The organism is Acinetobacter sp. 1566109 (genome assembly GCF_000582255.1).
Lineage (GTDB): Bacteria > Pseudomonadota > Gammaproteobacteria > Pseudomonadales > Moraxellaceae > Acinetobacter > Acinetobacter nosocomialis.
The window spans coordinates 1-15,382 of record NZ_JEYB01000008.1 but is presented as its reverse complement, the minus strand read 5'-3'; the positions used below and the strand labels follow the sequence as shown (position 1 = coordinate 15,382).

At 38.2% G+C, this 15,382-nt stretch carries 7 protein-coding genes and 1 pseudogene; 6 read left to right on the top strand and 2 right to left on the bottom strand.

Annotated elements, in window-relative coordinates:
* Positions 1 to 382: 382 nt before the first annotated feature.
* Entirely contained in the window at positions 383 to 931 is a 549-nt protein-coding gene (locus J582_RS09440; RefSeq protein WP_031982580.1) for a DUF2799 domain-containing protein, read from the top strand.
* 46 nt (positions 932 to 977) lie between these two features.
* On the opposite strand, the gene coq7 is transcribed toward J582_RS09440, so the two are convergent.
* Both coq7 and J582_RS09430 read right to left on the bottom strand, forming a co-directional pair.
* Positions 978 to 1,613, bottom strand: coding sequence for a 2-polyprenyl-3-methyl-6-methoxy-1,4-benzoquinone monooxygenase (gene coq7, locus J582_RS09435; RefSeq protein ID WP_002049350.1), 636 nt, complete (start codon positions 1,611 to 1,613; stop codon positions 978 to 980).
* Between the two features lie 3 nt (positions 1,614 to 1,616).
* Positions 1,617 to 2,939: an MFS transporter gene (locus J582_RS09430; RefSeq protein ID WP_081404896.1), complete on the bottom strand. Its 1,323-nt coding sequence runs from the start codon at positions 2,937 to 2,939 to the stop codon at positions 1,617 to 1,619.
* Between the two features lie 432 nt (positions 2,940 to 3,371).
* Between J582_RS09430 and J582_RS09425 the strand changes: the two are divergent.
* The 5 genes and pseudogenes from J582_RS09425 to J582_RS09405 all read left to right on the top strand — a co-directional run.
* Positions 3,372 to 5,831, top strand: a pseudogene (locus tag J582_RS09425) (autotransporter assembly complex protein TamA); the annotation flags it as partial.
* Positions 5,832 to 5,857: 26 nt separating this feature from the next.
* Positions 5,858 to 10,363, top strand: a complete 4,506-nt coding sequence (locus tag J582_RS09420) for a translocation/assembly module TamB domain-containing protein (protein ID WP_031982585.1) — start codon at positions 5,858 to 5,860, stop codon at positions 10,361 to 10,363.
* Between the two features lie 256 nt (positions 10,364 to 10,619).
* Entirely contained in the window at positions 10,620 to 11,855 is a 1,236-nt protein-coding gene (locus tag J582_RS09415; protein WP_002049019.1) for a lactonase family protein, read from the top strand.
* A gap of 133 nt (positions 11,856 to 11,988) precedes the next feature.
* Positions 11,989 to 12,351 (top strand): hypothetical protein, encoded by a 363-nt coding sequence (locus tag J582_RS09410; RefSeq protein ID WP_031982586.1) that lies wholly within the window; start codon positions 11,989 to 11,991, stop codon positions 12,349 to 12,351.
* A 257-nt stretch (positions 12,352 to 12,608) separates the two neighbouring features.
* Positions 12,609 to 15,248 (top strand): bifunctional aconitate hydratase 2/2-methylisocitrate dehydratase, encoded by a 2,640-nt coding sequence (locus tag J582_RS09405; RefSeq protein ID WP_032047803.1) that lies wholly within the window; start codon positions 12,609 to 12,611, stop codon positions 15,246 to 15,248.
* Positions 15,249 to 15,382 lie beyond the last annotated feature (134 nt).

Genomic DNA, 15,382 nt, shown 5'->3' with positions numbered 1-15,382 from the left:
GGTTATTTAGCTAAAATCCTACCTTAGCCCTTGAAGTAAATCGCGTAAAAAAAGAGTAAAATGATTAAAGATAGTTTTATAAATAATTTTTATTTTTTGTATTCATAATCAGTGGCTTGAGTTTTGTTTTAATAATAAATTTTTAAAGTAAAATTAACGTATAAGAGCCACTTGATAGTCCATGATTTCGCTTTTAAAAATTAAACATAATTAGAATTTGTGATCCTTAAATTTGGTGAGATGGTCAAACTGCTTTAAACTTAAACGCTTATCCAGTTAAACATTTATATATAAGTCTTGAATAAAGTAGGACTTACATAGTGTATGTACTGGAATTTTATTTTTTGCGTTTTTTTAAATTTTATTTTTGAGTTCTCTTAATATGAAAAATATCGGTTTAGCCATTTTGGCAATCAGCCTTTCAGGTTGTGCTGCAATGAGCGTAGAAGAATGTAAGACTGCGAATTGGTCATTAGTGGGTGAGAAAGACGGTTCAAAAGGTTCTTCGCCGCGTTTAGATCAATATTATAAAGCGTGTGGGAAAGCTAATATTGTTCCAGATCAAAAGTCATATGAACGTGGATATAAAGAAGGTCTAGGGTATTATTGCCAGCCAGCAAACATTTTTTATAACGCTTTAGAAGGGAACGGGAATATTAATGTCTGTCCAATCGAGCAGCGTGATCGGTTAAGACCTTATTATCGTGCAGCTTCCGATTACTACAATGCAAAAAATGAATATGACCGTTATGACGAAAAGTTTAAGCAGTATTCTGATAATGCTTACAACGAAAAATTAAAGCCGGAGGAGCGTGAACGTTATCGTAAGCTTTTAAGAGAATTACAAATTGATCGTGACCGTATTAACAGAAACTATTGGAACTCAATTCGAGATATCGAACGTTTCAAATATGATCATGGTTTAAAATAATATTTGAAAAAGGATTGATCTGAATGAGATCAATCCTTTGTTTTTTTTAAAGGTAATAACTGGTTTTAGTCATTAACTTTGAAATAGCAGTCATTGTGATTTTTACTGCATAAGGTAATTCAACACCACCTGCTTCAAGCGCTGTATGGCGATGATGTAATTCATCTTCATTCATTTGCTCTAAAATTTTACGAGAGCGTTCATCTTGAGCAGGTAACTGGTTTAAGTGATCTTGCAAATGTAGACTAACTTGACGTTCAGTTTCAGCAACAAAACCTAAACTATATTTATCACCTGCAATACCGGCAAGAGCACCCATACCATATGAAAGGCCATACCAAATCGGGTTCAATAAACTTGTATGACTATTTAGCTCTTTTAAACGGTCTTCACACCAAGCTAAATGGTCTTGTTCTTCAATTGCTGCCTGTTGCATTTCGCGGCGTACATTTGGTAATTTTGCCGTTAATGCTTGCCCATGATAAAGCGCTTGAGCACATACTTCACCACTATGGTTAACACGCATTAAGCCTGCAACATGGCGAGCATCTTCAACTCCAAGTTTTGTTTCAGCCGTTTCAGCCGGATTTTGTCGCTGTGCTGCTGTTGCACCTGGAACAAGACTACGTAATGCCTGATCAAAGGAGTTAATAAGTTGATCAATTCCCGTATAGTGGCGCATAAATTAGTCCTCCAAAGAAAGATGTGCTGTGGCAAGCATTGGTTTTAGTCGGGCAAGAAGCCAGATACTAAAGATTGCACTAAGTACAGCTGTAATAATAAATAGTATTTTAATATCAATTTTTAAAACACTTAAGATTAAGATTGAGAAAATTGCTGAAGAAACCATGAATACAGCATTTAAAATGTTATTTGCTGCGACCACTCGGGCACGATGTGAGCGCGGTGAGTAAGCCTGCATCATGGCATACAAAGGAACAATATAAAAACCACCACTAATACCCAATAAAGTCACGGCAATCATGACATGGTAGTAAACCCAGCCTTGAGTGAAAATATCTTTTAATGTTAGTAATGCTCCAGTTTTCTCCGGTACAAAGGCTAGACTCGCTGCAAGGTAAAGCGCAAAAACAGTAAGGCCAATTGCACCAATCGGCACCATTTTAATATTAATTTCCGAACCACCAATTTTACGGCAGAGAAGAGAACCTACCCCAATACCGACTGAGAAGAATGTGAGTAACAGGCTAACCACATTTTCCGATGCATGGAGATTTTGTTGAGTCAACTGCGGAATTTGCGTTAAATAAGTTGCTCCATAAAACCAGTACCACGAATTACCTAATAAAATGGTGAACACTAACGGTAAACTTTTGGCATATGTAATGGTTTGGAAGCTTGTACGAATAAAGTTCCAATCAACATCTAAATCGGGTGCAGCAACTTTTTGGGGTAAAATGAAGCGACTAAATAAATAGCCTATGCAAGCAATAGCGACTACAGTCAGACTAATCCATAGTAAATTACCTTCGGATGATGCAATTACGGCACCACCTAAGATCATGCCGAATAAAATTGCCATCGATGTACCGGATTGAAATAAGGCATTGCCCGACATAAGTTCGTTTGGTTTTAAAATTTCAGGCAAAATTGCATATTTAATAGGTCCGAAAAAAGTGGAATGTGTTCCCATTAAGAATAAAGCCAGAAGCAGTAGCCATAAATGCCCCAATAAGAAACCAGCAGACCCAATAAGCATGATTATGATTTCTAATATTTTTATGCCACGCACAAGTTGTGAGCGCTCGTATTTGTCAGCAATTTGTCCTGCTGTTGCTGAAAAAAAGAAATATGGCAAAATAAACAATAATGCTGCTAAATTATTGAGTGTACTTACAGGGGCAGATTGTTGTTGAATCCAACCATATGTAATGACTAACAATAAAGCTTGCTTAAAAACATTGTCATTTAATGCGCCAAAAAACTGTGTAAAAAACATCGGTACAAACCGACGTGATGTCATCAGGGATTCATCTTGTTTCATCATATACAAGCTTCATTGAGTTTTATTAAAAAATGTGACGGAGTGTTAATTTGCATCGAAAACCATGTATGATATTTTTAACGCTTGATTAAATGAAAAATCAATGGTTTCGAGTGAGTTTTATCCTCATATTGGTGCGTTTATTAAAAAATAAGTTTAGAGTTTTCCATGCCTTCTAAAATTAAGTTTAAACAGTCAACTCTTTCTCACTCTATGCATTTAATCCTAAAAATGCAGAGTATACCTAAACTTATTTGTAGCAGCCTATTGTTAAGTTTATGTGTTAATCCTTGTTATGCTCAAAGTTCAGCTGAGACCGTAACGCCAGTAGCAAACCAGTCAGTAACTGATCCATCATTACAACAAACAAATACAAATAACCAAAATGATGTTCCGATTACTGATGTTGCTACTCTGGTAACTCAAGCACAGCAGCAACAAGATAGCTTGGCTATATTGCAACAACAAGAACAATTTCCAAATCAGATTGAAGAATTTAAGCCAATTACGCTCGATAACCTCGAAGATTTACCCGTGATGCCTGTTGACCAGAATATGGCAAATGAGATTTATCGGGTAGCAGAAGAGGCAAAAACTGAAGCTCAGAACTTCCAAAATGGCACGCAAAAACATCCAGAAATGGTAGTGAATGATGCATCACAAGCAGAATTACATGAAATTAATCAGGCGCCTGTAAATATTGACCAACTCATGCATGAGATTCAATCTGACAGTAAGATTGTAGTCGAAGCTAATGAAACTGGAAAAACTTTACCTGAACTTACAGCTGTTACTGAAGAGCCGCCGGAAGAAAAAGGTTTCTTTAAACGGATATTTAATAAAATTCGTCCACCGCGTGTGATTCCGATGGAGCAAATACCTCGTATTACTGCTGAGGTTACGGGTGCTCCAGACGATTTGGCTAAAAATATCAAAGGTAAATTATCTACATTTACTCAAGAATCATTTGAAGATTTTAATTCAGCATTGCCTCAACTTAGGAGCCTAAGCAATCAGGCCGCTCAAGCGGTGGGGTATTACAATGCTGAGTTTCGTTTTGAAAAATTAAGTGCAAGCCGTGTTCGAGTTAAAGTTACTCCAAATGAGCCGGTACGAATTAATGAACAAAATATTGAATTCAGTGGAGCTGGTGCAAAACAACCACAGTTTCAAGTTATTCGTTTAGTTCCAGACCAAGATGTTGGTGATATCTTTAATCATGGTCTGTATGAAACAACTAAAAGTCGAATTGTCGATGCCGCAACAAATAATGGATATTTTGATGCCTACTGGCGTTTACACGATGTAAAAGTAAGCCAACCTGAAAACAAAGCAGATATTAACCTCAAATATGAAACGGGTGAGCGATATAAGCTAGGTAAGGTTGAGTTTCGTATGAGTGATCCTTCAAAACCCTTGCCAATCAAATTAAATATTCTTGAGAGTATGGCACCTTGGAAAGAGGGCGATGACTACACATTCTGGCGTGTAAATGCTTTAGCCAACAACCTGACGAATTCTCGCTATTTTAACTACACTTTGGTCGATTCAATTAAACCTGATCCAATTGAGAAGCCGCTTGAGTTACCCCCAGATTTACAAGCATTAGTCGATCAGCAAAATGTCACTATTGATGAATCAAAATTGCTTTCTCCAGAACAACAACAGCTTGCTAAAGCACGACAATTAGCCTCATCTAGTAAAGAGGTTAGTCAAAATGTGGTAGACGAAAAACAATTTGCCGGAACTGAAAATGTACAATTAGCTGCAGCTCCAGCTTCTTTGAAAACTGCAGCAGCAGATCATGCAGAGCAAGAGTCGGAACAAGACCGTTTACAAGCCCAAGCACGTGAAGAAAAACGGATTCCGGTTATTGTGACTTTAAATGCGGATAAATTGAATAGTCTGGAAACTGGTGTGGGTTATGGTACTGATACGGGAGCTCGTTTACGTAGTCAATATCGTCGTTCGATTGTGAACGAATATGGCCACTCCTTTGATGCCAACTTTGAACTTTCACAAATTCGTCAGTCTATAGATGGCCGTTATAGTATTCCTTATAAGCATCCATTAAATGATTACTTTAACATTGTAGGTGGTTATGAGCGCGAGACTAGAGATAATATCGGTCCTGATGTGAGTTTATTAACTGAATCTGCCGTATTGGGTGGTGAGCGAGTTATTAAAAAACCTTTAGGCAATTGGCAACATACTATTGGGGTTCGTTACCGTCTGGACCGACTGACTCAAAAAGGAAATGTCGATATTTCTGAATTGCCAGATGCATTTAAAACAGCTGCATCAGAGCAAGAAGCGTTATTATTTGGTTATGAAACTTCTAAAACCTCAAGTAATACAAGGTTAAATCCAACGAAAGCATTTAAACAAAGCTATAAGTTAGAACTGGGAAGTAGCAGTTTACTTTCCGATGCCAATATGGCGATTGCTACGGCGGGTTGGAGATTTATTTATTCTCTAGGTGAAAATGATAACCATCAGTTTGTGGGACGATCTGATCTTAGTTATATTTTTACCGATGAATTTGATAAAGTTCCCTATAATTTAAGATTCTTTACTGGTGGTGACCAGACAATTCGCGGTTTTGATTATAAAAGTCTTTCACCCGAAGAAAATGGATATAAGATTGGTGGACAGGCTCTAGCAGTAGGCTCTTTAGAATATAACTATCAATTCAAAGAGGGTTGGCGAGCAGCTGTTTTTTCTGATTTTGGTAATGCTTACGATAAGAATTTTAGTAACCCGACTGCCTACAGTGTTGGTGTCGGTATTCGTTGGAAGTCCCCAATTGGACCAATTCGTTTAGATGTGGCTTCAGGTATTTCTGATGATAATCATCCGATTCGTTTGCATTTCTTTATTGGTCCACAACTTTAAAAATAAAATTTTATTAGGTTTATTTTATGGCGGAAGTAGAACAGCAGCCCACTTCGGCACCTAGCTCTCCTAAGAAGCGACGCATTTTGCGTAGCTTTTTGCTGACAATATTAATCATACTTTTATTACTTGTTGCTTCCATCATTATTATGATGTCGACTGACCGTGGAAGCCGTTTTTTATTAGACCGTGTTTTACAAGCTCAGCAAGTCATTAAATATGAATATGAAGGGGGTAATTTACTTCGGGGAATTATTCTTAAAAATATTATTGTTCAGTTAAAAGAAGTTGACGTTACTTTAGATAGAGCGGATGTACGGTTAGGGTGGCGTTCTTTAATATTAGAAAAAGAAGTGCATTTGAGCAATGCAGATGTCCGTAACCTAGTTATTATTAACAAAGCTCCGCCATCGGATAAACCATTTGAGTTTAAACCCATTAAATTACCATTTGTGCTTCGTGTAGATGTGGGAGATGTCGATCATTTAGAAATTAAAAATTCAGGTTCTGTCGTAAATTTCCATGATGTTCATCTAAATGATGCTTTGTGGTCAGAGACAAAACTGAAATTTGAAAATTCAAGTATGGATATGGGGTATCTTTCTATTCATAACGCAACAGGAAATATGGACTTTAGTGGCAAATATCCACTGAATGCGACAGCAGATTTAAGAATTCCTTCTTTAAAAAGTTTAAACATCCAAAATATTAAAGTGGCAGCTCGAGGAAGTTTAGATACATTGCAAGCCGGTGTAGCAACGACAACACCAGATTTATTAACAGGTTGGGTCGTTTTACATCCTGTTCGCCATGAAGTACCAATGAAAGGTGCATTGTTACTTAAAAATTATCACTTGCCTTTACTGGTTGAACAAAAATTATTTGCTAAAAATGGTGTGATCAAGTTTCAGGGGGATGTTAAGCAACTTAACTTAGCGCTTGAGACAGATTTAAAAGGGGAAAATTTACCAGAAGGCCAATACAACGCCTTAATGAATACTGATTTGGTTCATCAGCTGAATATTACAGACTTTAATGGTCAGGTCATGAAAGGTGCAGTTAACCTTAAAGGCTTGGTGAACTGGAAAGATCATGTCACTTGGGATGTAAAAGGTCGTTTAGATCATGTTAATCCTAAAGATAAAGCTATCCCTCAAGTCGTTCAGGACTTCTTACCGCCAAGTTTAGATGCTGCAGTTGCTTCAACTGGCTCTTTAGAAAAAGGCATGGAAGTATTTGCTAATGTCGACTTTGACCGCTATGAGTCTTGGAAACTTAAATTAAATCAAGCACCTGAAAAGAATAAAAAACCACAGCCAATGTTTATGAATGTGGCTTGGTCCAAAATAGATCGTGCTATGCCATATATAGGTTGGTTAAGCAGTGATAGTGGTCAAGTAGATTTGACTTTGCGGGATGGTCAGCAAGATATTAAAGTGGCAACTAAAGTATATCAGCATGAACAAACCTTATTGCCAGCTGGACAATATTTAGCAACATTGAATGTTAAAGATAATATTCTTAATGTTCCTAGTTTTAATTTTGCGGCTCAAAAAGGGAGCCTCACAGGTCAGGCTAAAGTTTTATTACCTACCGAAAAACGTCAGTTGGCATGGAATGCGTTATTAAATGCTAAAGACTTTAATCCACAAAGTATTCATGCAGCTGCACCGGTAAACTTACTTAATGGATCAATCAAAGCAAGTGGTTTTGCCAAGCCAAATCAACAAATCATTCAACTTGAAAAAATTGATTTAAAAGGCCAGTTGGCTCAAGCAAACCAAGAAACGGTTGCGTTAGCTGGGAAAAGTACGGCAGCTTTATTATTTAATGATGTTAAAGCCGGTGGTGGTTTTAAAGGTTTTGCAGTGAATTATGATGGATCTTTAAAAGCACTTAATCAGGCTAATGGGTTATTAAAGTTCTCTCTTGCGGGTACTCCAGAGTTTATTCGAATTAGTCAGTTACAACATGATGGTGTGGCTGGAAAAATCTACGCGACTGGCTCATTAAACTTAAAAGATCGTATTGCTTGGGATATCAATAGTTCGCTTGTGCGTTTTAAACCTCAATATTTTGTTTCTAGTATAAAAGGCGAAATTTCAGGAAATGTAAAAACGCAAGGTGTTTGGTCTGATAAGTTAAAGCGTATTGATATTCAGCAATTGAACCTTGCAGGATTTTTGAATAATAAGCCAGTGAGAGGTAAAGGTAACTTATCTGTGCTTATGGATTCGAACCAAAAGGGCTTTTTACCTCAGCAATTTGAAGCGAATAATCTATTTTTAGTGTATGCACAAAACCAGTTACAGGCGACTGGTAATGCGCAGAATTTAAAAATCAAGCTCAATGCGCCTGCGCTTTATGAGTTGTATCCGGGTCTAAGTGGCCGTGCTTATGGAGATTTAAGTGTTCAATCTCAGCCGCGCTTGAAGGCTACAGCTAATATTGCAGTTGATAACTTCGCTTTCAATAATTTAGTGAGCGTTAAAAAACTGCGTGTACAGGGTGAACTACCAACTTCCGAAACAACTCCAACTCAGCTCACAGCAAAGCTTGATAATTTACGTAGTGGTAGCCGTCTAATCCAGTCTGCTGAAGTCAATTTAACTGGAACACGAAAAGCACACTTATTAAAAGTTCAGGCAAATAATAATATTTCTAAATTTTATGTGCAGTTAGCAGGCGGTTTTAACCAAAATAATGATTGGTTGGGCCAAATTCAAAAAGGTAGTTTTGATTCGCGTCGAATTCGTTTAGCACAAAATCAAAATGCGCCTGTTGTGTTTTCATCAGCACGTTCTGAGCTATATGTTGGGCAGCATTGCTGGCAAAGTAGAAATAGTCAGTTATGCCTTGACCAACCTGTACGTGTGAGTAAAGCACAAGGCAATATTTCATTTATTACCCAAAATCTGGATTTAGGAGATTTTGCCGCATTTATGCCGGAAGGTTTGGCTATGACGGGTCAACTCAATGGTTATGCTAAAGCGTCTTGGGTAAATGGTGGACATCCTAAACTTGATGCACGCTTAGTAACCAGAAAAGGTGAACTAGGTTTAGCAGCAGAAGACCCTCAAGATCCGCCAACCACGTTGACTTATGATGAGCTGAGTGTAATTGCGAAAAGCATTTCAGATGGTCTATTGTTCCGTGTTGATGTAAAAACACCAGATATTGGTACCGGATACGCGAATGTCATTATTAATCCATACCAACCATCTATGCCAATGCATGGTGAGGTCGCCTTTAATGATGTACAGTTAAAAGTTTTAAAACCATTTATTCAAGATGTGCGTTCAATGAGTGGTACTTTAGCCTTGGCAGGTAAAGTAAATGGTACATTAACCCAACCGCAATTTACGGGTGAGATGCGTTTGAAAAATGGGGCAATCAGTATGATTTCCCTGCCAGTGAACTTAACCAATGTACAAGTGTATTCATCTATTCGTCAGGATATGGCAACAATTGATGGCGCATTTAACAGTGGACAAGGGGTAGGTTTACTTAAAGGTAGTTTCGATTGGAAAGATTCTCCACGTCTACAGTTGAACTTAAAAGGTGATAACTTACTCGTACGTCAAGCACCATTAATTACAGCTATTGCAAATCCGAATTTGACACTCGATATGTATCCTTTCGACAAACGTTTAAGTTTGAAAGGGTCGGTAGATGTTCCTCGTGCACGTATTTCAATGCCTGAAACAACAGCACCTGTCATTAATACATCTTCAGATGTTCGTATTGTCCGTCAAGGCCAAGATCCACTTGCAATTTTACGTGCAGCAAAACCTTGGGATATCCGTGCCGATATTTCGGTAAATATTGGTAATCAAGTTATCTTCCAAGGCTTTAACAGTAATATTCCTTTAGTAGGTCGTTTGAACTTAACTCAGCGTGGTTATGAAACGGCAATGCGCGCGATGGGTGCTATTGGTGTAAGTCAAAAGGTGAAAATTGAAGCTTATGGTCAAAGCTTAGATTTAAACCGTGCTATTGCCCGTTTCAATGGCCCATTGGCAAACCCAACTTTAGATATAGATGCAAATAAAAATGTTCAGGGTAGTATGGTTGGCGTTCGTGTTACAGGTACTGCATCATCACCAAACATTCAAGTTTATAACGATGCGGGCTTATCTGAACAAGAAGCATTAAATGCATTAGTGACAGGTCGTATTAATGAAGGCTCAAGCGGTTTAAGTAATGCGGAAGGTTTTAAATCTGATGTAAACAATACAATCGCTGCTGCTGGTATTAGTATGGGCTTGGGCGGTACACGCGCTTTCACGAATCAAATTGGACGTACTTTCGGCTTAAGTGGTCTTGCATTAGATGCACAAGGTACGGGTGATGATACTCAGGTAAGCTTAACTGGATATATTACGCCTGATTTGTTTATTCGTTATGGTGTCGGAGTATTTACGCCAGTCAATAAACTTACGCTGCGTTATCAAATGAATCGCCGTTTATATTTAGAAGCAAGTCAGTCTTTAGAACGAGCAATCGATTTATTCTACAACTGGCGTTTCTAGATGTATAAATTAAGAGCTCACTTTAAGTGGGCTCTTAATTTATTAACGCTATACTATTTTAAAAAATTAAATATTAATCATGTTGATCATCAATTCTTTTAGCAGGAATCCTACTTTAAAAAGGATTTTGATTAAAGAAAATTCACTTGAAAATTGCGGTTTTATAAATTAATTTTCAGAATCATTAAATGAAATTAGATTGATAATGCCTTGTTGTTAATTGCAAATAAGGTAAATTTTTCAAGGAAAAATGCCAGTGGAAAAAGATACTTGTGTTGAAATTAGAGATAGCAAGGTTAACGATACAAATATTAAATATCGTGGACTCATTCAGAAATTAACAGCAACATTATCATTGTCCTTTTTGTCACTTGGGTGGGGCTCCACAGTGAATGCAGCAGAACAACAAATCGCTTTAGTCGGAACTTGGACATCGATTCCTGATGCACCACTTGTTCAAAAACCGGAAAAGGCCAGTGAAGGTTTATATCAATTGCAAGTTAATGCTGACGGGACTCTAACTCCGGTTAAAGTGTTAAAAATGAAAAGTCCATCTTGGATTGTGAAATCTAAAGATGGTCGTTTTGCATATACAACAAATGAAGAAAATTTAGGAGAAGTCACTGCACTATCGGTTCAAAACGGAAAGGTAGAGGTTTTGAACACGGTGAATAGTCATGGTGGACATCCAACTCATGCCTCAATTAGTTTAGATGGTAAATTCCTGTTTGTGTCGAATTATTCGGCATTTGATAAAGGTCGTGGTGGTGTGGCTGTTTTTCCAATTTTGCCGAATGGGCATTTGGGTGAAATGGTACAAAATATTGTTTTTTCGGAAGGTTCTGGTCATGTTAAGGGCCGTCAAGAGAGTGGACATGCTCATTCGACAACTTTTAGTCCGGATGGTAAGTATTTATATGCAAGTGATCTTGGGAATGACAAAGTCTATGTCTTTCGTTATAACCCAAACAAAACGCAACCACTCGAAGCGGATAACGGTCGAGATGTGACGTTTAACCATGGCTCTGGTCCGCGTCATATGGTCTTTTCATCAGATGGTAAGCATGCATATGTTACCGCCGAAATGCGAAGTGAAATTGTGACCTTTAATGTGCAAGATGGCTATTTGAAGAAAACTGCTGAGCTAAAGCTAGTTCATGAAGACAAAACGCCCGAATTTAAGAGTGCAAGCGGAATTATTCTTAGTCCAGATGGCAAATATGTGATCGCTGCTAATCGTGGCTCAGACAACAAACTCCTCGTATTTAAAATTCAAGAGGATGGATTGCTGGCTCAACCGACTGTTTATAAAGCTAATGGCATTGAACCACGTGCTTTCTCATTCGATGCAACTGGTAAATATCTGTATGTAACAAATGTTTTTACTAATAATATTAGTTTGTTCCGCTTTGATGCCAAAAACGGTACCTTAAAATCGGTTGGAGATGCTGCAAAAATATCAACGCCTACTGATATTAAGTTTTTTAATTAATTTAAATTAAGAAATGTGTATTTCTCACACTACATATAAAGGACCGAGAGTTTATATCTCGGTTTTTTTATAGCAGTTTTTGCAAACTCTGTCAGATTCAGTATGATGTTGGCAGCATAGTCTGTGTAGAGTAATGATGAAAAAATTTTTATTTGTTTTGATGGGAATGTTGTTAGTCGGCTGTACAGAGAAAAAACCTTTAACACCTGAAGAACAATGGCATGGCTTCTGTACCAGTGTTGGGAATGCGGCTAGAAGTATTGTATTTGACCGTCAGCAAGCAATTGAAAAGTCTCAAGCGATTGAACATGCAAATAAAATCGAAGATGAGATCACCAAAAAATTCATCTTGAATATTATTGAAAAAGTTTATGCTATTCCACAAGATGAATTAAAAACTAATCCAGAAGCCCTGCAAGAAAAAATTAGAAAACAAATGGCAGATGAGTGCTTGGTTACACCACACGACAAAATGCCAAACTATAAAAAGTTCTAAGTGATTAATACATCGTCAACACTCCACTAAGGTGGAGTGTTCTTTAAATTCAAAATACCGCATCATAAACCAGTCATTAAGATCATTATTTATACAGGGGTATTTAGTTACAAAATAATGGGCATCACGGAGAAACACCCCGCGCTCATTAACTTTTGGCTTGAACTCTAGTAAAATTTTGTAGTCCATATTACTTGTGAAGCTTTGTGAAAGCTGGAATTTACAAGTAATTTTTTAAAAAAAGAGGAATGAACACCGTGCTAGAAGCTTACCGCCAACACGTTGCTGAACGTGCCGCACTCGGAGTCCCACCGAAGCCACTTGATGATGCTCAAACTGCTCAACTTGTTGAGTTATTAAAAAACCCACCGGCAGGTGAAGAAGCATTCTTGGTTGATTTGCTTGAAAACCGTGTTCCTGCAGGTGTTGACCAAGCAGCTTACGTAAAAGCAGCTTTCTTGGCAGCGATTGCAAAAGGCGAAGCGACATCTCCGCTAGTTTCTAAAGAACGTGCAGTTTATTTACTAGGTACGATGCTTGGTGGCTATAACGTAGCGCCTTTAGTTGAGCTTCTAGATGATGCTGAATTAGCAAGCTTAGCTGCTGAAGCATTGAAAAAAACATTACTTGTATTTGATGCGTTCCATGACGTAGCTGATAAAGCTAAAGCTGGCAATGCTAATGCAAAAGCTGTTTTACAGTCTTGGGCTGATGCTGAATGGTTCACTAGTCGTAAAGATGTACCAGAAGAAATCAAAATCACTGTGTTCAAAGTAACAGGTGAAACAAACACTGATGACTTGTCTCCAGCTCAAGATGCATGGAGCCGTCCAGACATCCCATTGCATGCAAATGCAATGTTGAAAAACGAGCGTGATGGTATCAACCCTGAAAAACCAGGTGAAGTTGGTCCATTAAGCCAAATTAAAGAACTTATTGCTAAAGGCAACCAAGTTGCTTATGTAGGTGACGTTGTTGGTACAGGTTCATCTCGTAAATCTGCAACAAACTCTGTTCTTTGGTTCTTTGGTGATGAAATCGCTCACATTCCAAACAAAAAAGACGGTGGTGTGTGTTTAGGCGGTAAAATTGCTCCGATCTTCTTTAACACAATGGAAGATGCTGGTGCATTACCAGTAGAGATCGATGTTTCTAACATGAACATGGGTGACGAAGTTACTCTTAAAATCGATCATGCTGCTGCAAAAGTTACTGCGTTCAAAAATGGCGAACAAATCGCTGAGTCTGAACTTAAAACTCCAGTACTTTTAGATGAAGTACGTGCTGGTGGTCGTATTAACTTGATCATTGGTCGTGGCTTAACTGCTAAAGCACGTGAAGCTTTAGGTTTAGCTCCATCTACATTATTCCGTACTCCAGTACAACCAGCTGACACTGGCAAAGGTTTCACTTTAGCTCAGAAGATGGTTGGTCGCGCATGTGGTCTTCCAGAAGGTCAAGGTATCCGTCCAGGTACTTACTGTGAACCTAAGATGACTACAGTGGGTTCTCAAGATACAACTGGTCCTATGACTCGTGACGAGTTAAAAGACTTAGCTTGCTTGGGCTTTTCTGCTGACTTGGTAATGCAGTCTTTCTGTCACACTGCTGCTTATCCAAAGCCAGTTGACGTACAAATGCAACATACACTTCCAGACTTCATCATGAACCGCGGTGGTGTATCTTTACGTCCAGGTGACGGTATTATCCACTCTTGGTTAAACCGTATGCTTCTTCCAGATACAGTAGGTACTGGTGGTGACTCGCATACTCGTTTCCCAATTGGTATTTCGTTCCCAGCAGGTTCAGGTCTTGTAGCTTTCGCTGCTGCAACTGGTGTAATGCCACTTGATATGCCTGAATCAGTTCTTGTTAAGTTCAAAGGTAAAATGCAGCCTGGTATTACTTTACGTGACCTTGTACATGCGATTCCTTACTATGCAATCAAAGAAGGCGATCTTACTGTTGAGAAAAAAGGTAAGAAGAATATCTTCTCTGGTCGTATCTTAGAAATCGACTTAACAGAAATGGAAACTGACTTAACAGTTGAGCAAGCATTCGAACTTTCTGATGCTTCTGCTGAACGTTCAGCTGCTGGTTGTGCAATCACACTTTCTGAAGAGAAAGTTGCTGAATACTTACGTTCTAACATCACAATGCTTAAGTGGATGATTTCACAAGGTTATGGTGATGCACGTACGATGGCTCGTCGTGTTGAAAACATGGAAAAATGGTTAGCAAACCCAAGCTTACTTAAAGCTGATGCAGATGCTGAATACACTAAATTGTATGAAATTGACTTGTCAGAAATCAAAGAACCTATCCTTTGCTGCCCGAACGATCCAGATGATGCAAAACTTCTTTCTGACGTTCAAGGCGACAAAATTGATGAAGTATTCATCGGTTCTTGTATGACTAACATTGGTCACTTCCGTGCTGCTGGTCAGTTACTTGAGAAAGTACCAAGCGGTTCATTAACAACTCGTTTATGGTTGGCTCCACCAACACGTATGGACGAACATCAGTTAATGGAAGAAGGCTTCTATAACACTTATGGCCGTGCTGGTGCGCGTACAGAAATGCCTGGTTGTTCATTATGTATGGGTAACCAAGCACGTGTTGCGCCGAACACAACTGTTGTTTCGACTTCTACACGTAACTTCCCTAACCGTTTAGGTCAAGGTTCTAACGTTTACTTAGCATCTGCTGAGCTTGCATCTGTTGCTGCTGTACTTGGTAAGTTACCAACTCCAGAAGAATACCAACAATACGCAGCTCAAATTGACAGTATGTCTGCTGACATCTACAAATATTTGAATTTCGACCAAATGGGCGAATATACAAATGCTGCTGATAAAGTAGATACTAAGAAAATTGCTGCTGCTCAATTGACTTAATAAGTCGATTTAGTACAAAAAAGGAGCTGATTATTCAGCTCCTTTTTTATTTTAATGAGAATTAGTGCATATTTTAAATATTAAAGTAATGAATTAATCAAGTTTTATTCCTATAAAATGTAAAAATAAATATA